Source organism: Micromonospora reichwaldensis (genome assembly GCF_031845925.1).
Lineage (GTDB): Bacteria > Actinomycetota > Actinomycetes > Mycobacteriales > Micromonosporaceae > Micromonospora > Micromonospora reichwaldensis.
Window position 1 is genome coordinate 1 of sequence record NZ_JAVRFL010000060.1, and the last position, 22,195, is coordinate 22,195.

21 protein-coding genes and 2 pseudogenes are annotated in these 22,195 nt (G+C 69.2%); 13 read left to right on the forward strand and 10 right to left on the reverse strand.

The features are described from left to right. The first annotated feature begins 721 nt into the window (after positions 1-721). On the forward strand, positions 722-2,095 hold the full coding sequence (locus RM555_RS30075; protein ID WP_311414879.1) for a hypothetical protein: 1,374 nt from the start codon (positions 722-724) through the stop codon (positions 2,093-2,095). A 177-nt stretch (positions 2,096-2,272) separates the two neighbouring features. Here the strand turns inward: RM555_RS30075 and RM555_RS30080 are convergent, their stop codons facing one another. Further along, a complete protein-coding gene (locus RM555_RS30080) occupies positions 2,273-2,506 on the reverse strand; it encodes a hypothetical protein (RefSeq protein WP_311414880.1) in 234 nt (77 codons plus the stop codon). A 372-nt stretch (positions 2,507-2,878) separates the two neighbouring features. Between RM555_RS30080 and RM555_RS30085 the strand changes: the two genes are divergently transcribed. Continuing rightward, the gene (locus RM555_RS30085; RefSeq protein ID WP_028189453.1) at positions 2,879-3,073 is read left to right on the forward strand and encodes a helix-turn-helix transcriptional regulator; all 195 of its coding nucleotides are present in this window, start codon (positions 2,879-2,881) and stop codon (positions 3,071-3,073) included. A gap of 98 nt (positions 3,074-3,171) precedes the next feature. Here RM555_RS30085 and RM555_RS30090 read toward each other — a convergent pair whose 3' ends face one another. Together RM555_RS30090 and RM555_RS30095 are read right to left on the reverse strand one after the other, a co-directional pair. Then, positions 3,172-3,861 carry an HAD family hydrolase gene (locus RM555_RS30090; RefSeq protein WP_311414881.1) on the reverse strand — a complete coding sequence of 230 codons (690 nt, stop codon included), beginning with the start codon at positions 3,859-3,861 and terminating at the stop codon, positions 3,172-3,174. Then, entirely contained in the window at positions 3,858-4,364 is a 507-nt protein-coding gene (locus RM555_RS30095; RefSeq protein WP_449560158.1) for a hypothetical protein, read from the reverse strand. The genes RM555_RS30090 and RM555_RS30095 overlap by 4 nt, the downstream gene beginning before the upstream one ends. On the opposite strand from RM555_RS30095, the pseudogene RM555_RS31175 reads away from it, so the two are divergent. Continuing rightward, positions 4,344-4,460, forward strand: a pseudogene (locus RM555_RS31175) (tyrosine-type recombinase/integrase); the annotation flags it as partial. The gene RM555_RS30095 and the pseudogene RM555_RS31175 sit on opposite strands and share 21 nt — an antisense overlap. 2,000 nt (positions 4,461-6,460) lie before the next feature. Here RM555_RS31175 and RM555_RS30100 read toward each other — a convergent pair. Then, positions 6,461-6,931 (reverse strand): hypothetical protein, encoded by a 471-nt coding sequence (locus tag RM555_RS30100; RefSeq protein ID WP_311414882.1) that lies wholly within the window; start codon positions 6,929-6,931, stop codon positions 6,461-6,463. 97 nt (positions 6,932-7,028) lie between these two features. Between RM555_RS30100 and RM555_RS30105 the strand changes: the two genes are divergently transcribed. Continuing rightward, positions 7,029-8,213 (forward strand): maleylpyruvate isomerase N-terminal domain-containing protein, encoded by a 1,185-nt coding sequence (locus RM555_RS30105; protein ID WP_311414883.1) that lies wholly within the window; start codon positions 7,029-7,031, stop codon positions 8,211-8,213. Positions 8,214-8,289: 76 nt separating this feature from the next. On the opposite strand, the gene RM555_RS30110 is transcribed toward RM555_RS30105, so the two are convergent. Then, positions 8,290-9,015 (reverse strand): TetR/AcrR family transcriptional regulator, encoded by a 726-nt coding sequence (locus RM555_RS30110; RefSeq protein WP_311414884.1) that lies wholly within the window; start codon positions 9,013-9,015, stop codon positions 8,290-8,292. 24 nt (positions 9,016-9,039) lie between these two features. On the opposite strand from RM555_RS30110, the gene RM555_RS30115 reads away from it, so the two are divergent. Next, entirely contained in the window at positions 9,040-10,167 is a 1,128-nt protein-coding gene (locus tag RM555_RS30115; protein WP_311414885.1) for an FAD-dependent oxidoreductase, read from the forward strand. Positions 10,168-10,486: 319 nt separating this feature from the next. Here RM555_RS30115 and RM555_RS30120 read toward each other — a convergent pair whose 3' ends face one another. Then, entirely contained in the window at positions 10,487-11,122 is a 636-nt protein-coding gene (locus tag RM555_RS30120) for a DUF4304 domain-containing protein (RefSeq protein WP_311414886.1), read from the reverse strand. Positions 11,123-11,384: 262 nt separating this feature from the next. Here RM555_RS30120 and RM555_RS30125 point away from each other — a divergent pair, with 262 nt between their 5' ends. From RM555_RS30125 to RM555_RS30150, 6 genes and pseudogenes are all read left to right on the forward strand, one after another. Beyond that, the gene (locus RM555_RS30125; RefSeq protein WP_311414887.1) at positions 11,385-11,549 is read left to right on the forward strand and encodes a hypothetical protein; all 165 of its coding nucleotides are present in this window, start codon (positions 11,385-11,387) and stop codon (positions 11,547-11,549) included. 189 nt (positions 11,550-11,738) lie between these two features. Then, positions 11,739-12,908, forward strand: a complete 1,170-nt coding sequence (locus tag RM555_RS30130) for a phosphotransferase (RefSeq protein ID WP_311414888.1) — start codon at positions 11,739-11,741, stop codon at positions 12,906-12,908. A gap of 9 nt (positions 12,909-12,917) precedes the next feature. Next, entirely contained in the window at positions 12,918-13,379 is a 462-nt protein-coding gene (locus RM555_RS30135) for a hypothetical protein (protein ID WP_311414889.1), read from the forward strand. 148 nt (positions 13,380-13,527) lie between these two features. Beyond that, a complete protein-coding gene (locus tag RM555_RS30140; protein ID WP_311414890.1) occupies positions 13,528-13,890 on the forward strand; it encodes an SCP2 sterol-binding domain-containing protein in 363 nt (120 codons plus the stop codon). 13 nt (positions 13,891-13,903) lie between these two features. Then, the gene (locus tag RM555_RS30145; protein ID WP_311414897.1) at positions 13,904-15,982 is read left to right on the forward strand and encodes an amylo-alpha-1,6-glucosidase; all 2,079 of its coding nucleotides are present in this window, start codon (positions 13,904-13,906) and stop codon (positions 15,980-15,982) included. 11 nt (positions 15,983-15,993) lie between these two features. Beyond that, a pseudogene (locus RM555_RS30150) lies at positions 15,994-16,101 on the forward strand (AraC family transcriptional regulator); the annotation flags it as partial. On the opposite strand, the gene RM555_RS30155 reads toward RM555_RS30150, so the two are convergent. From RM555_RS30155 to RM555_RS30170, 4 genes are all read right to left on the reverse strand, one after another. Then, on the reverse strand, positions 16,091-16,945 hold the full coding sequence (locus tag RM555_RS30155) for a nucleotidyltransferase domain-containing protein (protein WP_311414891.1): 855 nt from the start codon (positions 16,943-16,945) through the stop codon (positions 16,091-16,093). The pseudogene RM555_RS30150 and the gene RM555_RS30155 overlap by 11 nt on opposite strands. Next, a complete protein-coding gene (locus tag RM555_RS30160; RefSeq protein WP_311414892.1) occupies positions 16,938-17,435 on the reverse strand; it encodes an NUDIX hydrolase in 498 nt (165 codons plus the stop codon). Before RM555_RS30160 ends, RM555_RS30155 begins: the two co-directional genes overlap by 8 nt. A 29-nt stretch (positions 17,436-17,464) precedes the next feature. Continuing rightward, entirely contained in the window at positions 17,465-17,884 is a 420-nt protein-coding gene (locus RM555_RS30165; protein WP_311414893.1) for a hypothetical protein, read from the reverse strand. 324 nt (positions 17,885-18,208) lie between these two features. Continuing rightward, positions 18,209-19,474, reverse strand: coding sequence for a hypothetical protein (locus RM555_RS30170; protein WP_311414894.1), 1,266 nt, complete (start codon positions 19,472-19,474; stop codon positions 18,209-18,211). 25 nt (positions 19,475-19,499) lie between these two features. On the opposite strand from RM555_RS30170, the gene RM555_RS30175 reads away from it, so the two are divergent. After that, positions 19,500-20,933, forward strand: coding sequence for an RNB domain-containing ribonuclease (locus RM555_RS30175; RefSeq protein WP_311414895.1), 1,434 nt, complete (start codon positions 19,500-19,502; stop codon positions 20,931-20,933). A 312-nt stretch (positions 20,934-21,245) separates the two neighbouring features. After that, entirely contained in the window at positions 21,246-21,944 is a 699-nt protein-coding gene (gene npdG, locus RM555_RS30180; RefSeq protein ID WP_311414896.1) for an NADPH-dependent F420 reductase, read from the forward strand. Positions 21,945-22,195 lie beyond the last annotated feature (251 nt).

Sequence of the window (22,195 nt, forward strand, 5' to 3'; positions counted from 1 at the left end):
GCGGTACAAGCGCACAGCGCGCTGACGTAGCTCATCGGGGTACTTCTTCGGTGCTGCCACGGACGACTTCCTCCCCACGGCCATCAGACCATGATCAAGAAGCTCCATGAAAGCGGGGGTGGCTCACCAGCACCGGCCACCCGGAAGCCAGAACATCGAACCACGACCGGGGAATCAACACCAGCGCGATCGCCAGCAGAACCGACCCGCCGATAGCCATCAAAGCGGCACTCAACCTTCTCATCACACTGTGGAATCATGCCTGTGCATGGCAATACGTGCCGCCCGTCGACGGCGGACCCGGTGGCGTAGCGCCAGCGCAGCGACCGGACGCGCGCCTCCTGTCGACCGACGTACCACCCCAGCCGATGCGTAGCATCGAAGGCCAACGACTGTGGATCGCTACCTCAGTTTCCTAGACCACCCGTCGCATACCACTTGGCGGAACTGGGTCGCACATCAACTTACGGATAACACTTCGTTAAAATATCCGTCCGGCGCAAATGTTGAAAAGTCAAGTGGCGGTTCCCTGGGCCCCATGCGGAAGCTAGCTGACTCGTGTCGGTTATCTGACTCGATAGTCAGCGTGACTCAGGTTTGGAGCTAGGGTTCCAAGCCGCCAGACCGCATCGATGTGCTTTCTGGGATCAACGAATCGGGTGTTATGAACGTTCTCTCGCAAGTGGTCCCCGGTCTACGTGACACGCGTACGCCATTCTCTGTGGGGCTACTCTGGTCAGGTACGTTATGGTTAATTTTTTTCCTGATTCCGGAGCAAGATTGGCGAAGCCCGCAGGTTAAGTCCGTCGCAGAGCCGCTTCAGGATTTCCCCGATCAAATTCTGCTCGCTTTTGGTATATTCTTAATTTACTTACTGGGCATCCTGCTCGAAATGCTAAGCAAAATCTTCTGGGGGTTGTGCATATTTGCTTCAGCGCTTTTCGCTGTTGGCGCTCTCCTTTTCACTTTCCGTACCACTAGGGCCGCTGTTTCGCTTAGCCTGCTCCTTCTGGTCGCATTCGTTTCGTATGTCGCCCTAGCTGCGTCGAGACTGCGGCGGAAGCTTCAAGATGAGCCGTACTCAAAAGTTTTGGAAGATACAACCTTCCAGATACTGGAGTCTGCCGGGGGGCGAATTGCTGGGTTCTTTCGGCAAGTTCGGGAGATTGCAGAGCCGGATTATGGCAATTTTCAAGAACTACTTAAGGCTGATCTTGAGTTGGCGTTCGGGGAGAACCGAGACATTCTGAACAACGCCCTTGAGGTTATGACTCCAGCCACTCTGGGTAGAGCCGTCGAAGCAACAAATGTTAGCAACCATGACCTCTACGTGTTCGCTGAAAACGCTGAGAAGCCAAAGATTGCGCGAGCGAATGATGCATCGCTGTTGAAATTCTATATCCGTAGAGACCCCCGAATTGCCCAGCTTGCGCGTCAGGCGCTGAGGCAGAAACTGAAGGAAGAGCCGACGGCCCAAATTGAGTTCGCTACTACTGTATTCAACCTAGCGGCTCAACGAGATCGACTTCGAGCGCGGATGGAGCAGGCTGAGGTGGCGCTCCGCGTAAACTACAAGGAACTTTACAATGAAATTGACCGCGTTCGATCGGAAGGGGAGTTTCGCAAGGGGGTCGCCTGGCCGCTGGCGGCCTTTTCGATTTCTTCGGTCTTGACTATATACGATTTCCTTGGCTTTAGGGTCACGGATGGTGTGGTGGTGATGTTGGCTATTGTCGCATTGGTGTCGGCTGGCATGATCCACTCGGCTGGTGCAGGCCGCACTCGGCGTGCGAATCAGTTGCTGTACGCTTGTCTGCTGCAGAATTTGGTAGGCGTGACGAGAGAGAAGCTGTACGGTGAAGAGTTGTTTATTCCACTCGAACGCCCCCGGATCGAGCGAACGCCAGAAATTAGAAGGAAGGTCAAAGAAATATTGCGGCAAGCAGCTCTGCGTGGATTGGATCGGATTGCGTCGAGAATTAAACCTAAGTCGTCACGAAGCGCTTTGGAATCCTCGCCTGATCCGAGAGACTCTGATCTTCTCGGGCAATTGGATGGTAGAGTTTCAAGCAAGACCACTCGCGATCACGGCTAGTGCCTCCAGGTGATTCGTTTCCGTCGTAATATTCCTTGCGACGTCCATGTGAATCTGGCTGCCATTCGGGCTTGATGGATGTCAGAGTTGGTGCGTTTCTCTGGCGGAATTGATGCTCGTCGGGAGGGTTAGTTGCTTATGCACCCCGGTTGCGAATTGATTTCAATTCTGGCGTCCTCAGTTGTGGCGCAGCGCATGAGGCGAGTGCAGCAATTTTATGCCTGCTTTAAGCACGTACACTTCTCTGCGGCCTGAGGCGTCACCCTTTTCGTCCAGTTGATAGCCGTCCAGCCATGTCCAGCCGTCGTAGGTGTATAGGTGTACGCGGACCTTGATGAGACGGAAGAAGATCGGCCGTGCGAACTGTGGGCTGGCTGCACGGGTTAGGTGCAGGACGTCACCGGGTTTCACGTCGGCTCTTCCTGTCGCGCCAAGCTCGTAGGGTTTCGCCGGCCGCCGACAGGCGTGGGCATCCGTCGTCGGAGCACTGCCGGCAGGCGGCGCGGTTGAGGCGCGTCGCGGCGTTCCTGGAGCGCCAGAGTCCTGCCTTGGTCATCAGGGGAGGCTCTGGTGCGGGGACGGCGGCGCGACCAGTCCATCTCTGCGGCTCCCGGCCGTACCTCGATGGGGCTGGCTCGCCGGCTACGTAGTCGACAGGTTGGTCGGGGCGTTGGAACCACTTGAACCTAGTCATGCGTAAAGGGTAGGCGACTAGCGCCTCCGCTAACTAGGTGTCCATCAACTTGACATACGCCTAGTCGACAGGTGCCTAGCGTCAGTGTCATGGGCAAGAAGCTGCGGTTGGTGGGTTCGGGGGAGATCCGGACCATGCTCGGCGGCGTCTCGCGCCAGCGCGTCTACCAGATCACCAACCGGCGCGACTTCCCGGAACCCGTGGCCACGCTCCAAATGGGCAACGTCTGGCTTGCCGAAGACGTTGAAGCGTGGATTGCTGCCAAGCGTGGGGACCTGGACTAGCTCCAGGGTGGCTGCACCGACCCCGGGTCTGGGGTGAACTGACGACAAGAGAAACGCCCCGGTGATGATCTCCCGGGGCGCTCGTGTGCGGAGTGGTGCTACAGCTCGTCGACGGCGAAGGCGGTCACCAGTTCGGCCATGCTGTCGATGACGACATCAGCGGTGGCAAACCGTTCGCGCTTGCCGGGCTTGTTGGCGTACCCGATGGCGGCGACTCCGGCGGCGTGGGCGGCCTCGATGTCGCTGACCGAGTCACCCACGAGGACGCATTCCGCCGGCTCCGCGCCCAGCTCCCGTACGGCTGCGAGTACAGGGAACGGGTCCGGCTTCATCCGCTCGGGCGCTGCCTCGGGGCGGCCGATGACCGGGTGCACGTACGAGGTGAGCCGGCGGGCGCTCAGGTAGGCGTGGACGGACTCGGCCGAGTTGTTGGACACCACGGCGATCCGGCGGCCGGTCTGCTGGGCGGCGACGATGACTTCCCGGCCGTACGGCGTCGGCTCGGCGGTGCACGCCGCGGTGACTTCCTCGCGGGTCATGGCCTCGTCGACCAGGCGGACGACGGCGGGGCGTCCAAGGGCGGCGGTGAAGCGGAGCACGGCGAGCGGGTCACGTTCGGCCAGGATCTCGGGCGGCAGGGTGACGGCCTGGTCGACGAGCAGCCGGCGCAACTCATGGGCGACGCTCGACGCGGAGTGCTGGGCGAAGATGCTGCACACGGGGCCGTCGAAGTCGAGCAGGATCACGCGGGCGCGGTCGATCACCTTGGCCAGGTCGGCGGCGGTCACGAGGCGTACTCGCGGGCGATGGTGCCCCACATGCTGTCGAACCAGGCGCGGGCCTGCTCGACGTAGAGGGCGTCGTTGCTGGCGTCCTCGTCGCTGGGCGTGAACGGGAACAGGATCGCGTCCTTGCCCATCGCGTCGTAGATCGCCATCGGCTTGCCGTCGACGGAGACGGTGTGCTCGACCACCGGGTAGAAGCCGAAGAACGCTTCCTGCTCGTTGATGATGAAGAGCTTGAACAGCGGGGCGGCCCTGTGGACGCGTACCTCGGTGGTGGCGGTCTTGACCAACCCGAGGTCGGCAAGCTCCTGGACGGCGTCGGTGAGGGCGTGGATCGAGCGGTCGGTGATGCGGCGGGCTCGGGCGCGGATGCCGGGGTCGTCGGCCTGGTCCTCAGCGCGGCAGGGGATCGCCATTGGTGACGTCATGTCGGAGATCAGGACGCGTACCCGGATCGACTCCGGGGTGAGGCGCCCGATGCGGACCTTGTCCAAGGTCTCGGCCACACCGACCCCGGCTTCACCCTCCGGGTCTATACGCACCTGATGCCGGCCAGCGAGGAACGCACCCGCAACGCGATCGACGCTCTCTTCTGTTGTTAGTTGGGCAGCGAGAAATAAGGGGAGTCAGTCCGGATTGCGGATGTTTGTCCAGAATTGAGAATCTGTCGCATTCCTTACAGACTCTTCCTGGGGTGGCGTCCTTGCTCGAGTATCGTGGAGTGATTGCTCTGCGTCTAGGTCGAGCCGCAGTTGTGGCTGCATCAGGGGCGGTCATAGCGCTGGCTCAGCTAAACCTTCCAAGCAAGATATTCTGGCAGCAGTGGACCGTAATTCTGTGGCTCGGTGTTGGGGCTGTGGCATTCTTCGTTCTCTACGATGCCTTCCGGTCCGTTAGTTATGCCGCCCAGGCTGCCCGGATTAGGGCCTATGACAACGATCTTCGGGCGTCGCTGTGTGCTGCGGTAACCCGCATATCTAAAGCAACCGGTGTTTCATGGGATGAGTTGGAGATGCGGTATTACCGTCAGCGGGGGGGCTTGTTCTGGTCTCGTCTCGACCTTGTTATGGCTGTGGCTGCCGGAGCGAGAGCCTATGATCGAGATAGCGCAATTCGATCGGGGTTTGGTGTCGCTGGGACGGCTTTCGCTGAAGGAGTGGTTATCGCCGAAGAATGGCGCAATTTCGTTCGTGCGGCCACCGTAGAGGGCCCGCAGCAGTGGGCGAAGCGTGACGTGCGTGCCAGATATGGACTGAACTGGGGCCAGTTGCGGCGCTCTCTCCAGCCGGATGGAGTGGTTGCGAGCCCTACATTCGGCAATGATGGAACGCCTGACGGATGTATAGTGTTAAGTGGGGCATTGAAGATGACTGAAATGTCCAGTGATGAGGTTCGAATTAGGTTGGATGAGCTGGCTACAGTCGTCGACCAGATTGGTCCGCCGCCGATGGGCTGGTGGGGTGGTGGCCGTGAGCGATAGTGCTCTTCCTGGCGTTCGATTCAATCCGATGAGGTCCGGGCGTGTCTCGGACGACTACCTGCGCTTGCTGCAGAGATACGGAGCATCTCCGAAGCTTCTGCACAGACTCAAAGCATTGGTGAACGCTGGAAGTGCCCCTCGCGTGCATCGTGATAGATGGGCGGCGCCGTTGGTTCAAGGGGTTGGGGCTGGGGATGGCTCTGGCTTGTCGACAGGGATTGAGGACTTTGAGACGGTCGTGTCTCTGCTGTTGTCCCTCGGTGCTGATTCGATTTCTGTCCTTTCCCTCTTGGCGGATGTTCGTGAAGGTTCAGCTAGTGAAGCTTCGTCAGCTGTAGATAAATTTTTGGCTCGCTTCTCGGACTTTTGGGACCCCGACCATCCGAATATCTCGGCTGCCCGAGCTGCCTTGGCGCGCTTGCTGACCTTGAGGGAGGGCATGCCAAAGTAGTCCAACGCCCTGGCGACGCCCTGAGCGGGTGTCAGGCGAACGAAACGCCTGATCAGGGCGCGAACCAACTTCATAATCCGGCGTACAGGTCGACTCGTCCGTCGCCACAGCTCAGAGACCTGATCAAGGCCCTGAGCTGGTCTTTATTTGGTGCCGTTGGTTGGCCTTGGTCATCGTTGGGTGGCGTTTGACGGCCTGGAGACGGCCTGAGCGGGGGATCAGTGGACCGCCCTCGTCCTGGCGCATGTTGTCCCGTCGTGAAGCTTCCGGGCGGAATGCAGGCACCTCTTTGCGTTGCCGGCAGCGGTAGGCGAGGGCCGGGCACGTCCTGGCGGTGGAGCTGGTGCCGCGCCCGGTGACTCGGTGGCAAGCCAGTCCCGGGGTTGGACTGGCGCGGCAGCCGGAAGCCCTGACCACTCGACCAGGCTGACCCGCCGGCTTCCGTTACGGCCTCGCTGAAGCTGGTTCCTGAGTGTGGTGGGGCGGTGTCCCGGCGGCTGTCGGTGGCTCACCGCCGGCCGGGCTTGCCGCCCCGCCCCGCGCGGAGCGCGGTGCCTTGATTCAGAAGAGAGCGTTTCGGCAGTAGAACAGGCAAGAGGCTCGTCGTGTCCCGGCTGATGCTTTACACCTGCGTCCCAGCCGATGCTTGACCTGATCGACGTTCCTCGCCGCTATGGCAGCCAGTCCGCCGTCTCGCGGTGGCGTCCGAGGCCGACCGCCTCGAACTCATCGCAGTACCTGTGGCGCTCGACACCAAGGCGCGCCAGCAACTGGGAGATAGGGCTTCCTTGGGGAGCGAACGGTTCACCCTCGCCCACAAACAGCGGTCCGAACACCAACTCGCCAGCAACCCAGAGGGCCGCGCGCTGGCTGCCCACGCCCCCGAAGAAGTCCGCCTCGACATAGCCGACCGGTCCCACTGAGGACCAGGACGACAGCTCACGATCGAAGCCGCCCGGCAGCTTCCAGAATCCGAGTACCCGCTCCGTCGTGCCGTCCGTGACGGCGTCGAACAGCTCGTCGGTCATCGGCAGCAGCGCGAGGTCATGCGCCAGCGGCACGGGCACAGCAGCCGGCCACTGGCTTGCAGCGGCGTGGAGAGCGCCGACGGAGCCGATGAGGGCATCAAGCGTGTAGCCCAACGGACAGCCTCCTCCTTCTTTCCGTTGGCGAGGCACCCACGCCGCCAACCTAGTGCCTCGTCATGCAGCTTTGAACGGGTGATCCAGACGGCGGATCTTGGAGTTGATCGCGAACCCGGACGCGTACCTCGATGGTGGTGGCCTTGACCAATCCGAGGTCGGCAAGTTCCTGGACGGCGTCGAGGTGTGCACGCTGCCAGCCGCTCGTGATCTTGTGGCAGTCGCCGGTGTGCTTGGTGATGTACTTCGTGACGTACCTGATGGTGCGTTCCGCGTCCTCGGTGCCGGGCATGACGCCGCGCGCCGACCCGGGCCACCGGGATGCACGCGCTGCGTCACTTCTACGCCTCGGCGTTGCTCGACGCGGGGGGAGAGCATCAACGCGGATGTCGCTTTCCGCGCGTCCACCGAGGGCACGTATCAGTGCCGGGGCGGCCGGCGCGATCGGTCGCGAAATTCGCTGTCCGGTCGTCGGAGCGCAGTGGTAGAAAGCCGGGTGCATAGAATTCTCACGTTCCCTGATCATCTGCGGCTGATCAACGAACGGTCGACCGCCTTCCGCGCCGCGGTCGCCGCGGCGCCCCGCCTCGACATGCAGGTTCCGACCCATCCCGAGCGGACGCTGTTCGATCTTGTGCAACACGTGGGCATGGCCCGCCGCAAATCGGCCGCCATCGTCGCCGCAGGGCCGGCAGACGCGCCCCCGGAGAAGTCGGCTTGGGACGACGGCATGGGTGCGCCTCGGGAACGCGAGGCACTGCTGGCCTGGTGGACCGAGTCCATCGAGCACCTGACGAGCGCGCTGCGTGAGGCCGGCCCGGATCGCAGTTGTTGGACGTGGTGGGATGACTCACCGTCACCGCAAACCTCAGGTGCCTGGGCGCGGCGACAGGTCCCCGAGATCGCGGTGTACACCTACGACGCCCAGCTCACCCTGGGTGCCCCGCAGCCGCTACCAGACGAGGGCGCCCTCGACGGTTTCGACGACTGCCAGTTCACCGTCTGCGCAACCACGGTCGCCTGGCCACACGACCCCGCCATCGTCGATTACCACGCCACCGAGGGCCACTCCTGGCGCCTTCGGCTTTCCCGCGACGGGGCACAGGTCGCCCGCTTCATGCCCGCTGCCGGCGAGGATCCCGAAACGGCCGACGTCTCCGCCCGGGGCACGGCAAGCGACCTGGTCCTGTTCTTCTACGGCCGCATACCGCTGGAGTCGCTGGAGTTCGAAGGCGACCGTCGTATCTTCGATCAGCTCGCCGCCTGGGACCCGTCCGTGTGACAACCGGGCACCAGACCGGGCCTGGCCCGCGTCCAGCACCTTGCCTTCAGCGGGCGGCTGGTCTCGGAGCAGGTGGTCACGTCTGGGGACGGCTGGTGATGCCGTCCAGGATGGTGATCAGGTTGTGGTGGAAGGTCTCCTCGGCGTTGAGGTGGGCGCCGTCGATGACGAGCCGGGCGATGGTGGGGTAGCGGCCCTTGTCGAGCATGCGTGTCAGGTAGGGCCCGAGGGCGGCCTGCCAGGCGGACACGTCAGTGCCGGTGGAACGGGCGGTGCGTCGCTCGGTGACCTCGCTGCGGAGCGCCCCGATGATGAACGCGTTGAGGGCGCCCATGGCCCGCTGGAGGTCGTCGATGCCGCGTACGCCGGGGGCCTGGCTGAGCGCCGCCGCGGTCGATTCGCCCACGGCGAGCGCATGAGGTCCCAGGTGCGGCCTCGCGCCGAGCAGGTCGGCGAACCACTCATGCTCAAGAGCGGCATCGCGGGTCCGGTGGACGATGGCCAGTACCGTGGCGCGCCACTCGGAGTGCTGGCCGGCCTCGGCGATCTGGGCGTACACGGCGTCGACCATCAGGTCGAGCAGTTCGGATCTGTTGGTCACGTAGTCGTAGAGCCGCATCGGACCGACACCGAGCTCTTTGGCGATCTTGCGAACCGACAGGCCGTCGAGGCCGTGTGCGTCGGCGAGCCGGACAGCCGTGGCGGCGATCTTCGCGCGGCTCAGCGGCACCGGCGCCGCTCGCGGCTGGGGCTCGGGCCGTTCCCAGACGGGCAACGGCGCGCTACTGTACGGCGTATCCATGAGATACAGCGTACGGTAACGGAGATGATGATGCGGATCGCGATCGCCGGCGGTGGCCTCGGCGGCCTGACACTGGCGCGAATCCTGCACCGGCACGGCATCGACGCGGTGGTGTACGAACGCGAGGCGAGCCGATCCGCGCGATCGCAGGGTGGATCGCTAGACCTGCACCCGGAGTCCGGGCAGCGGGCCCTGGCCCAGGCGGGCCTCGCCGGCCGGTTCCGGTCCGAGGCGCGGCCGGAGGGCGAGGAACACCGCATCCTCGACCCGGCCGGACGCACCCTCGTGCACCACACGCCACAACCCGGCTCATTCTCCGGACGCCCCGAGATCGACCGCGCCGCACTGCGCGATCTTCTGCTCGATTCGCTCCCCGGCGACACGGTGGCCTGGCAGCACCGGCTCGTCGCGGCGACGCCGCGACCCGACGGAGGCTTCGGGCTGACGTTCGACGGTGGTCACCACGCCGACTGCGACGTCCTCGTCGGCGCGGACGGCGCGCGCTCGGTCGTCCGGCCGCTGCTCACCGACGCGAAACTGTCCTACGTGGCCACCCTGGTCGAGCTGAGCATCAGCGACGCCGACCGGCGCCACCCGGATCTCGCCGAGCTGGTCGGCCCCGGGAACCTGTGGTGCGTCGGCGTGAACCAGATCCTTGCCGCGCAACGCCTCGGCGACGGCGGCATCCGGGTCGGCATCTCCCTCCGCGCGGACGACCGGCACCTGGACACCTACCGCAGCAAGCGCGCTCTGCTGGACATGTTCGACGGCTGGGACTCGAATCTCACCGCACTCGTCGAAGCCGGCGACAGCGCGCCGACGCCTCGCAGGATCGAGGCGCTGCCCACCGGCACACGCTGGGCCCACCAATCTGGCGTCACCCTCATCGGTGACGCCGCACACCTCATGCCACCGGTCGGCGAGGGGGCCAATCAGGCCATGCTCGACGCCGCCGAACTCGCCGGCGAACTCGCCGCCAACCCCGACCCGGACTCGGCGATCCAGGCGTACGAGGAGGCAATGTTCACGAGAATCCACCCGATCGCCGAAATGTCCGCGCGGGTCCAGGCGATGATGCTGTCCCCGACCGCAGCCGACGACATCATCCGCTTCTTTTCACGACGGCCCACCGAGCCGGCACCCGCGGATTGACAACGCGCAACGCAGCCGGCCTCGCCGGGTGGACGCCCCCGTGCTGGGTGACGGCATGTCCGCTGGTCGGCAGCCAGGAGGTCCGCCCGATCGGAGGCCGGCTACCGATCGTGGTTGTCTCGTCAGCCACCAACGGCGGCAGAACCGGACATGAGGAAGTGGACAGGAATGTCCGCCTGTTCTTCGGCCACGGCTACGAGGAGGTGCTGCGGCTGCTCACGCAGGGTCTGCCTGGCCAGCGACGGTGGCAGCGAACATGGGTCCACGGCCGCGTTGCGCGGCTGTGGACCCGCCCCATCTTGGAGCCGCGCCCCGGCGCTCAGCGCGACGCGCGGGCGTGTGCCCAGCCGATGAGTTCGTCGACGTATCCGGCCGCCCGGGACCGCTCGGCGAAAGCCTCGCGTAATCCGGCGCAGGCAGCATCCAGTTCCGGTGACGGTCCTCGCCCGGAGAGCAGGATGACCAGTGGTGGCCAGTGGCCGATCTGCTTGTTGGGTAAGGCGTTCAGCTCGGCCAGGTAGCGGCCTGGCTGCAGCAGTTCGACCAGCCGATCCGCTGCTCGCGTCACGCCAGTGAGGAGATCGGCGCGTAGCTGATCCACGTCGGTGTCGGCTGTCACCTGCCAGCGCTCGCGGTCACTGGCGGCGGGGTGGGGGCACGGCACCCGGCGTTCCATGAGGCCGATGCTGTAGATCTCGCTCGCTTTGTTCATCGGCTGGGTCTGCCCGGTCCTCCATGCCATCCACTCCCACCACTCCTTCGGGGCCGCTGCGGTATCGATGTAGAACATCTTCGCGGTGGGCCGTGACCGCTTCGACGGCTGTTTGTGAATGACGGCGACACCCTCGGGCGTAATCAGTCGCCACACCGCACCGGAGCTACGAAATCCCCGTGGATGCAAGGTCACGCCGATGTCATGCAGCAGGCCGCGTATCACCACATCGAGTTCCGCCATGACCCGACGATACGGTCGTCCACCGGAGTCGGTGCAGCGCGCTGGCGCAGATTCGGTCCGGCGATCTGCCCCGCCTGCGCTGGTTCGCCGGAGGACTGCCCCCGTACCACGACGTCGTCACCGCCCGCCTGACCCTGCCGTGGAGCCCGGGTCAGGTCGAAGGCCACCACGCCCGGGTCAAATCGTCAGCCACCCCGGCACGACGCGGCAGATCCGGGAATGAGGAAGCGGACAGGAATGTCCGGCCTCTAGGCTCGCTCGGATGGCGACCCCGGTGCGTTATCGATCCGCGGAGGAGGACAGCGGCAGGTGGCTCGCTTTCCCCTTCCGCCGCGGCGACATCGTCATCAGCACCCGATCGAAGAGCGGCACCACCTGGATGCAGATGATCTGCGCGCTGCTGATCTTCCAGACCGCCGGCCGGTGACGCACCGTCGGCACCGCTTCCCCTGCGCTCCTGGTTGGTGCGGTGGACCGAGCGTGAGAGGGATCCGCAGGAGGCGTTGGACTCGTTGCCCGGTGTGCTCTGGCATCTGACCGATGCCTGGCGACGCCGGGGAGAGCGGAATGTGCTGCTGGTGCACTATGACGACTCCTGGCTGACCTGGGTGGACAGATGCGGCGCATCGCCGCCTGGCTGGGTGTCGAGGTGCCAGCCGAGCGGTGGGCGGCACTGGTGGAGGCCGCCACGTTCGCCGCGATGCGTGAGCGGGCCCAGGCACTGGTGCCCGATGCCATGGGGGTGCTGAAGGACCATCGAGCCTTCTTCCGGAAGGGGCGGTCGGGTGCTGGAGGAGCACTACTGAGCACCGAGGAACTCAGCCGTTACCACCGGCGCGCGGCCGAGATGGCCCCACCGGATCTGCTGGCCTGGCTGCACCGTGGGCGTTGGCCGGTGGCCGGCCAGGCCGAGGTGTGGCCCGGCGCGGCAGTCGGGGCTGCGGAGACCGTCGCCCCACCAGCCCAGAGCCGCGATGAGGAGCGTCGCCACATGATCCGTGAAGCAGAACCGCCGCGACGGGCAGCAGCCGGAAGCGCCACGTCGTCACGCCGGCTGATGCCGGACCCGGGGCCGGCCGAGGTGGCTGACCCTGGCGACCATCCGGCCCCCTTGGCATCGGGCCGAGACGCTGATGTCTTCGTCATCGACGATCGACGCGTCCTTCGTCGCTACCGCGAGGGTGGAGACGTGGCGGCTGAGGCCGCGGTCATGGCCTACGTGGCGAGTCATGGTTTCCCGGTGCCCACGGTCTACCAGGCGCGGGGCGCCGATCTCGTCATGGAACGACTGGACGGGCCCACCATGCTGTCGGCATTCCTCGCCGGTGAACTCGATGCCACGGACGTGGCCAGCTGTCTGGCGGATCTGCATCAGCGACTCCACGCGTTGCCGCCTCGGCTCGGCGAGTGCGATGACGTCCGGATCCTGCACCTGGACCTGCATCCGGAGAACGTCATGCTGACGTCACGCGGGCCGGTCGTCATCGACTGGCGCAACGCCACCGAGGGACCGGCAGACCTCGATGTCGCCTTCTCCGCGGTCATCCTCGCCCAGGTGGCCGTCGAGGAGGCGCACCCTCTGGCGTCGTCGGCCGCAACGCTGTTGGACGCCTTCATCGACCGCGTCGGCGCCAGTGCGCTGACCGCGCTGGACCAGGCCGTGGCGATACGGCGGGACGACCCGGCGCTCACCACCGGCGAGCGGGAGCGGCTCGGCGCCGCTGCCGCCCTGATCGCCGGTGAGGCCGGGAGACGAAAGGCGCTGCCCGGCCGGTCAGGCGCATAGGATCCGGCGATGACCGATGAGCCGTCGGAGCCCGGCGCGCTGCCCGCCGGTCGGGAGTCGATGCGGCGGCCGCCCAGCATCGTCGTCAGCATGGTGCTGCTCGCGTCCTGGTGGGCGTACACCCTCGCCGTGGTTGTCGCGCTGCTCGGCGAGGTCGGCGGCGCGGGCAACTGGCTCGCCCTGGCCTGTTGCACGGCGGCGGCCGCAGCCGTGCTCCGGGGGCTCTGGCACGGCGGCCCGACGGCGTGGCGGGTGGTGCACGGGTTCGCCGCGCCGGTCGCCGTCGCGTTCCTGGTGGGGGCCGGCATCATGCTGCTCTTCGGGCCGCGCCTCGGGTCGCTGATCACGCCCCCGGTCGACCCGGCCCTCATCGCGACGGCGGCGGGCGGGCTGCTGGCGGTGCTGGCGCTGTTGGCCAGCGGGCTCCTGGTCCGTACCGCGCCGGCCCGCGCCTGGTGCGGCGGCCGCTGAGCCCCTCATCCCGTCCGGCGCGGGCGCCCGTGCCGGCGGGCGCCCGCCGGCGGCGTGGCCGTCGCCGGCCGAGGCGCCGATGGGAGCGTTAGTGCCCCCGCACGACGGGTAGTCGGCGAGCGCTCCTGACAAGTGGCGGGGAGGTCGTATGACGGCGACCAGTGCCTTCTTCGAGCAGTTGGCGGATGTCGGTCACGATCCACGGTTGTGCAAGGTCCGTGGCACCATCCGGTTCGACATCCGGGAGGGGGACCGGGTGGAGCGGTGGCTGCTGGACATCGACCACGGACGTCTGCGGGTGACGCGGAGCGACGCCCCGGCGGAAGCGGTCATCACGGTTACCGCCGACGTCGCGGAGGCGATGTCGCGGGGTGAGATGAACGGCCTGGCCGGGATCACCCGGGGCGAGATCATGGTCGACGGGAACCTCGCGTTGGCGATGCGGGTCGGGCGGCTGTTCCCGGTGCCCCCCGACTCGCGGCAGCAGGCCGTCTCCGGTCGCGGGGAGTGACCCGGTGAAGGACATCCCGGGCACCGTGTCGTGCATCGACGGCAGCACCTTCATCGTCTCGGATTCCAGCGGTGACGTGGAGTCGTCACCCGCGACCCCGGTCGGCCTGTTCGCCGCCGATTCGCGTTTCCTGTCCCGATGGGTGCTCACCGTCAACGGCGAGCGGCTGACCGCCCTGTCGGTGGACGACAGCCAGTACTACGAGGCGGCGTTCTTCGTGGTGCCGGGCGGGCAGACCGACTACGTGGAGGCCGACGTGTCAGCGATCCGGCGGCGGCGGATCGGACCGGACCTGACCGAGTCGCTGACGCTGTTCAACTACGGCGAGAAGGAGATGGACCTCGACGTACGACTGGAGGTGGCGGCCGACTTCGCCGACATCTTCGACATCAAGTTCGACGTCCGCCAGAAGGCCGGCAGTCACTACCTCCACGTCGGTCCGGACGAGCTGCGGCTGGGCTACCGGCGCGGCACGTTCCAGCGCGAGGTGTCCGTCTCGGCCAGTGAGCCCGCCGACTTCGACGAGGGCGGTCTCCGCTTCACGCTCCGGCTGCCGCCCGGCGCCCGGTGGTCGACGGAACTGCGGGTGGTCATGCGGGCGCTGCGTCCGGACGGTGTCGACCTCCGTGCCGCGGTGCGCGCGCTGCGCCCGGACGCCGCCACGCTGCCGACGAGCGTGCGGGAGTGGCTCGCGCAGGCCCCGAAGCTGGACACCGACAGCAGCGCACTGCAACAGGTGTACCACCGCAGCCTGGTGGACCTGGCGGCGCTGCGCTTCGCCCCGCTCTCGCTCCGCGGCGCGACCGTACCGGCGGCGGGGCTGCCCTGGTTCATGACCCTGTTCGGCCGGGACAGCCTGCTGACCTGCCTGCAGACCCTGCCCTTCACCCCGTCGCTGACCCCGCCGACGCTGCGGATCCTCGCCTCGTTGCAGGGTGCCCGGACCGACAACGTGCTGGAGGAGGACCCCGGCCGGATCCTGCACGAGCTGCGCTACGGCGAGTCGGCCGCGTTCGAGGAGCAGCCGCACTCGCCGTACTACGGCACCGTGGACGCCTCACCGCTGTTCGTGGTGCTGCTCGACGAGTACGAACGGTGGAGCGGCGACGCGGCGCTGGTGATGGAGCTGGAGCAGGAGGCCCGGGCGGCCCTGGCGTGGATCGACCAGTACGCCGACCTGACGTCCACCGGCTACCTCTGGTACGAGCGACGCAACCGGGTCACCGGGCTGGAGAACCAGTGCTGGAAGGACTCCTGGGACAGCATCTCCTACGCCGACGGCAGGCTGCCGGGCTTCCCCAGGGCCACCTGCGAGGCCCAGGGCTACGCCTACGACGCCAAGATCCGGGCGGCGCGGCTGGCCCGTACGTTCTGGAACGACCCGGCCTACGCGGACCGGCTGGAAAGCGAGGCGGCGGCGCTGTACGAGCGCTTCAACCGGGACTTCTGGCTCGACGACCGGGGTTACTACGCGCTCGCCCTCGACCGCGACGGCACTCCCGTCGACAGCCTCTCCTCCAACATCGGGCACCTGCTGTGGAGCGGGATCGTGCCGCCGGAGCGGGCCGCGCGCGTCGCCGAGCACCTGATGGGGCCGGCGCTCTTCTCCGGCTGGGGGGTGCGGACCCTCGCCGAGGGGCAGGGCCGCTACAACCCGCTCGGATACCACCGCGGCACCGTCTGGCCCTTCGACAACTCGTTCATCGCCTGGGGCCTGCGCCGCTACGGATTCGCCGCCGAGGCGGGACGCATCGCCGAGGGCATCATCGACGCGGCCACCTACTTCCAGGGCCGGCTCCCCGAAGCCTTCGGCGGGTTCGACCGGCACACCACGCGCTACCCGGTCCGGTACCCCACCGCCGGCAGCCCACAGGCATGGTCCAGCGGAGCGTCCCTGCTGCTCATCCGGATCATGCTCGGCATCGAACCGCACGAGGACCATCTCGCCGTGAACCCGGCACTGCCTCCCGGCTTCGACCGGCTCGCGCTGCTGGACATCCCGGGCCGCTGGGGCATGGTGGACGCGTTCGCCCGGCACCGCTTCGACCAGCCACGAACCAATGGCGGCGGATCCGATCCGGGCCTTCCCTGAGCCGGGACGGCCCGTACCGCAGCCGGCCGGGACCGGAGATATCCCGTACCCGGCTGTCGGCGGACGGCACGCAGTCGGACGCCGAACTCTGGATCCCGGAGGAGCCCGTCATCGGCTGATCCCGTCCAGCACACCGCGTTGGAAGGCGCGGGCCTCGGGACCGCTCGGCGGCGGCCCGCCGGCCCGCGCCGCGATCGACCGTTCGATCAGGTCGACGGCCCCACCGTCGATCAGGTCGGCAGCCGCGCCGCCGGTCGCGTGGCCGGCAGCCGCGCGGTCGTCGGTCGGGTCGGCCCGCCGGCCGTCGGCGACCAGCAGGCGGCCGGCGTCGACCTTCGACAGCCAGACGCCGTGCCGGACCTTGACCAGGGAGCGGCAGGCGCCGAGCACCGCGTCCTCGGCCCCCGGGGCGGGACCGTCGCCGGGCGGGGTCGGCAGGGCCAGCCACCAGCGCAGTGCGTCGGTCAGCAGGCGGCGCAGGTCGGCGGGGGAGAGGTCGGCGAAGGCCTCGGCGGCCGGCGGCCCGAGCAGGGCGTACCCGCACTGGTGCAGGATGCTGCGGTCCAGGCCGTACCAGAACAGGCCGTCCTCGGCGGGGCGGTCGGCGGCGGCCCACGTCGCCCGGAACGGCATCCGCGCCCCGGTGTTCAGCTCGACCTCGAACCCGGGATCCGGCGTGCCGGAGCGGGCGACCGCCCGGCGGTACACGACCAGCTCCAGCCCGCGCGCGGGGCACGGCAGCGCCTCGTGCCGCAGCCGCGCCACCAGCTCCTGCCGGCGCCCGAGGTCGAGGGCGTCGGCGCAGACCAGCGCGACGTCGACGTCGCTGCGCCCCGGCTGGTACGCGCCCAGCCCGACCGAGCCGGCCGCGTACGCCCCGACGAGGTCGTCGCCGAGCACGTCGCGGGCGGCGGCGACCAGGTCGGCGAGGTAGCGGCGCAGGGGCGGGTCGAGGTCAGTCACCGGACTCGGCCCAGGCCGTCCCGGCGGGTAGGAACCACGCGCCCGCCTCGGCGCCGAGGGCGTGCGCGACGGTCAGCCGGGCGTGCCGGTCGAGCGCGGGCAGCCGGTCCGGCGGGAACCACTCCACGGCCACCGACTCGTCGTCGTTGACCCGGGCGGTGCCGGCGACCAGCCGGCAGTGGAAGCCGAGGTTGAAGAACTCGCAGCGGTCGCCGTTGGGGTAGGTGTGCGGGTGCGACACGACGCTGCTCAGACGGACCGGCTCGACCTCCAGGCCCGTCTCCTCCCGCACCTCGCGGACCACCGCCGTGGCCGGCTGCTCGCCCGGCTCGACGATGCCGCTGACCACCGACCAGCGCCCGTCGTCGGCGCGCCTGCCGAGCAGCAGTTCGCCGGCGTCGTTGCGCACCACCGCGCTCACACTCGGCAGCAGGAGCAGGTCGTGGCCGACGCGCTCGCGCAGCCGCAGGATGTGGTCCGGAACGCCCATCCGGCGACCCTAACCCGCCCCCCCGTCCGTCAGTCGGGGCACGACAGCCGTTGGAGGGCGACGGGGCCGGCGTCGGAGGGCACGGCCAGCGCGAAGCACGCCGCCGAGTCGGCCCGTTGCCAGCCGAAGACGGAGGCCGCCGTCTTGGCGACCCGGACGCGGAAGACCAACCGTACGGTCGCCTCCGCGCGGGGCCCGTCGCTGCGTACGGTCAGCACCTCGACCCCGTCCACCGCGTCGGCGGCCCGCCGCAGCGTCGATTCCCCGGCCGCCGGTTCGGCGAGCAACCGCGCGCGGGCGAGCTGCGCGGTGGCGGTCACCTCCCGCTCGGCCCGTTGCTCCAGCCGCTGCTGTGACCGGGCCCGCAGCAGCGGCAGCCCGGTGGCCGCCCCGACCACCGCCAGCGCGATCGCCGGCACCGCCACCGTCAGTACGCGCCGCGGCCACACCGATGTCCCACCCCCGTGTCGCACGGGGCGATTGTGCGCCACGGGCCCGCCCCGCGGCTGCCCCGTCGCGGGCCGACGGGGCGGGCGCCGTACCCCCGGGTGGCCCTGTTTTCGCAGTTCCAGCCCTTGGCGGCGGGAGCACGTCTACTGTGGAGAACATCGGCGACTTGTGGTGTTCCGGTGGCGGCCGGGTGGTTCGCGGTGCACAGTGATCCCATGAGCGACAGCGGAAGCGGTGGGCACTTCTACTGGTGCACCCGGCACCACCGGGTCGAGACCGACGCCGACGTGTGCCCCGCCAGGCACGTTCTGGGGCCGTACGCCTCAGCCGCCGACGCGGAGAACGCCCTGCAGACGGTGCGGGAGCGCAACGACGCGTGGGAGGCCGAGGACGCCCGCTGGGCCGGGGAGGACAGATAGGCGGCGCGGGACGGCCCGCGCCGAGGCACGTGGTGCTCCGCGAGGGCGAGAGCACGTCCCCAGGAAGGGAACCGAGATGGCCGAAGCACAGCAGGCCACCACCCGCCCGGCCGCCAGACGTACGACCGCCAGGAAGACCGCCGCGGCGGAGCGGACCGCGGGCACGGCGCGGACCGTGCGCCCGTCCGCCACGTCCACGGCGGCGAAGAAGGCACCGGCCAGCAAGGCGACCGGCGGCGGGGGACGGGCCCCGGCGAAGAAGGCCCCTGCCGCGAAGGCCCCGGCGAGGAAGGCTCCCGCCGCGAAGGCCTCCGCTGCGAAGGCCTCCGCGAAGAAGGCTCCCGCGAGGAAGGCGGCGACCAGGGTCGCCGCCGCGGCGAAGAAGACGACGGCCGCGGCGAAGAAGACCACCGCCACCGCGGCGAAGAAGACCACCGCCACCGCGGCGAAGAAGGCGCCCGCCGCGGCGAAGCGGACGACGGCGGCGGCCAAGAGCACGGCGGCGAAGAAGACGACCTCGGCGAAGACGCCGGCCCGGCAGGCGGCGACGAAGGCCGCCACCACGGCGAGGAAGGCGACCGCGCCGGCGAAGAAGGCCCCCGCCAGCGGCACCGCCCCCGCCCGCAAGGTCACCTCGGCGGCGAAGAAGACCACCACGGCGGCGAAGAAGACCACCACGGCGGCGAGGAAGAGCACCACCACGGCGGCGAAGGCCCCGGCGAAGAAGGCCACCGCCGAGAAGACGACGCCGGCCAGGAAGACGACGACGGCGGCGAAGAAGACGGTGCCGGCCACGAAGACGACGGCGGCGAGGAAGACGGCCGCGACCCGGCCCACCGGCGGCGCCCGCAAGGCCGCCGCGACGAAGGCCCCCGCCAACAAGGCCACCGCGACCTCCTCGGCCACCGCCCGCAAGGCGGCGGCGAAGAAGGCCCCGGCGAAGAAGACGACGGTCGCCCGGGCGCCGGCGAAGAAGACGACCGTCGCCCAGGCGCCGGCCAAGAGGAGGACCGTCGCCGAGACGCCGGCCAAGAAGGTCACCGCCCGCAAGGCGCCCGCCCCGACGACCGCGGCACGGGCCACCGCCCCCCGGGGCGTACGGGCGAGCGCGCGCAGGGCGACCGGCTGACCGCGACGCGGACGACCGGCGCTCGCCGGGAAGCGGATCATCCGCCACACTGTCAGGATTGACCCCGTGGTGATCCGACGCGTACTCGCACCCCGCATCGACTTCGGCGCGCTGCGCCGCGAACTGGGGCTGCCCGAGGGGTTCCCGGCCGAGGCACAGCGCGAGGCCGACGCCGCGGCAGCCGCGCCGCCCCGGCCCGCCGCCGACCGCACCGACGTCCCGTTCGTCACCGTGGACCCCGCCGGTTCGCGCGACCTGGACCAGGCGATGCACCTCGCCCGCCGTCCCGGTAAGGGTTACCGGGTGTCGTACGCGATCGCCGACGTCGCCGCGCACGTGCGCCCCGGCGGCGCGCTGGAGGAGGAGACCTGGCGGCGCGGGCAGACCGTCTACCTGCCCGACGGCACCGTGCCGTTGCACCCCGAGACCCTCAGCGAGGGCGCGGCCAGCCTCCTGCCGGACGTCGACCGGGCCGCCGTGCTGTGGACGATCGACCTGGACGCCGACGGCGGCACCGTCGGGGTCACGCTCGAACGCGCGCTGGTGCGCAGCCGGGCCAAGCTGGACTACGTCGGCGTCCAGGCGGCCGCCGAGGCCGGCCGGCTACCCGACGCCATCGCCCTGTTGCCCGAGATCGGGGCCCTGCTCACCGCGCGCGGGCTGCGCCGGGGAGCGATCAACCTGCCGCTGCCCGAGCAGGACGTGGAGGCCGACGGCGACGGTTGGCGGCTGGTGCTGCGCGGGCCGGTGCCGATGGAGGAGCACAACGCCCAGATCTCGCTGCTGACCGGGATGGCCGCCGCCGACATCATGCTCGCCGGGGGCATCGGCCTGCTGCGTACGATGCCGGCGCCGAAGCCCGAGGCGGTGGCGCGGCTGCGGGCCGCCGCCGCCCCGCTGGGCGTGCACTGGCCGGACGGCGCCGGCCCCGGCGAGGTGATCGCCGGGCTGGACCCGTCGCAGCCCCGGGCCGCCGCCTTCGTGGACCAGGCCGCCGAGCTGATGCGGGGCGCCGCGTACACGGCCTTCGACGGCGCGCCGCCCGAGCAGCGGGAGCACGGCGGGGTCGCGGCCGCGTACGCCCATGTCACGGCGCCGCTGCGGCGACTGGCCGACCGGTACGCCACGGAGGTCTGCCTGGCCCTGCACGAGGGCCGGGCGGTGCCCGACTGGGCCCGCGCGGCGCTGCCCCGGCTGCCCGAGGCGATGGCCACGACCGACCGGACCGCCTCGGCGGCCACCCGGGGCGCGATCGAGCTGGCCGAGGCGGTGCTGCTGGAGCACCGGGTGGGGGAGACCTTCGACGCGGCGGTGCTGGACGTCGACGCGGCCCCGGACGGCAAGGCGCGCCCGGGCCGTCGGCCCGGCGGCACCGTGGCGCTGGACGAACCGCCGGTGCGTGCCCGCTGCCTCGGCGAGCTGCCGCTCGGCGAGCGGGTGCGGGTCCGCCTGGTCACCGCCGACCCCGCCACCCGCGCGGTGGCCTTCGAACTGGCCTGATTCCGCCGGCCCGCCCGCCTCTGCGTGCTGGACGGCAAGGAGGTCCGATAGCGCTGGCCTGCTTGCCTCTGCGTGTGGCAGCCGGGCGGACCCGCTTCCGCCGGCTCGCTCTGCCCGCGCGGTCACCACGCGGCCCGGTCTGCCCGCGTGGTGGCCGCGCGGCCGTCTCGATCCGCTGGCTCGGTCGCCCTGCGCGGTGGCCGCCGGGCCGGTCGGGTCCCGCTGGCGGACGCCCCGGCACCGTCGGCGGCAGCGGGCATTGTCACAGCGCCCGCCGGTGCCGCCGGCCTGCGGGTTTGCGAGGATGGCGGCATGGCTTACGACGCGAGCACGCTGCCCGACGTGTCCGGGCTGACCGTCGGCATCATCGGCGGCACGGGCGACCAGGGGAGGGGCCTCGCCTACCGGTTCGCCCGGGCCGGCCAGTCCGTGCTGATCGGGTCCCGTACCGCCGAGCGGGCCGTCCGGTCCGCCGAGGAGATCGCGGCCCTGCCCGGCGTGCCCGCCGGGGCGCCGGTGTCCGGCGGCGGCAACGAGGAGGTGGCCCGGCGCAGCGACGTGGTCATCATCGCGGTGCCGTGGGACGGGCACGCCGCCACCGTCGCCGCGCTCGCCGAGCCGCTCGCCGGCAGGATCGTCGTCGACTGCGTGAACCCGCTGGGCTTCGACAAGCAGGGCCCGTACGCGCTCACGGTCGCCGAGGGCAGCGCCGTGCAGCAGGCCGCCGCGCTGCTGCCCGACTCCCGGGTCTGCGCCGCGTTCAACCACGTCAGCGCCCCGCTGCTGGCCGACCCGGAGATCGAGCGGATTGACCTCGACGTGCTGATCTGCACCGAGGACCGCGAGCTGGTGGGCGTGGTCGCCGCGCTGGCCGCCCGGATCCCCGGCATGCGCGGCATCTACGCCGGTCGGCTGCGCAACGCCCACCAGATCGAGGCGTTCACCGCCAACCTGATCGCCATCAACAAGCGTTACAAGGCGCACGCCGGCATCCGCGTCACCGACCTCTGACAACACCCACCCTGCCCGGCCCGCCCCGGGCCCGCCCCGGGCCCGCCCCGCCCGGGCCCGCCCCGCCCGGGCCCGCCCCGCCCGGGCCCGCCCGAGATCTTGGTAGGAAACGGCCCCTCGGAGGGCTGTTTCCTACCAAGATCTCTGCGTGCGGGGTTTTCTGAGCGGGCCTGCGTGCGGGACCCCCACCGAGCGGGGCTGGTGGGCCGGGCTGGATGGGCGGGGTGTGGTGGGCCGGTCCGGTGGGGGGG